The organism is Pseudomonas sp. 3B-A001-10F (assembly GCF_056313565.1).
On the sequence record NZ_JBQYFW010000101.1, the window covers coordinates 1 to 255 of the forward strand.

1 protein-coding gene is annotated in these 255 nt (G+C 63.5%); it reads right to left on the bottom strand.

Annotated elements, in window-relative coordinates; translation table 11 throughout:
• On the bottom strand, window positions 1-255 hold a 255-nt coding region (locus AC0ZWN_RS28920; protein ID WP_476337726.1), incomplete at both ends, for an RHS repeat domain-containing protein.

Here is a 255-nt window from a genome sequence, read left to right on the forward strand (position 1 = left end):
CGCCCTCGGCATTGCGCCGGTAGATCCACACCGCCTCTTCGCGAGAGCGTTTGTGCAGGAAACCGTTGCGATACTCGTAGGACGTGGGCGCCTCATCCGGTGGAATCAGCGCGATCAGCCGTCCGACGTCGTCGTAGCGGTATTCGGTGACAGCGCCCAAGGCATCCTGCTCGGCGATCAACCGCCCCGATGAGTCATAGGCCTTGAGCTGTTCACCACCGTCCGCCGAGACTTTACGCACCAGCCGCGCACGCT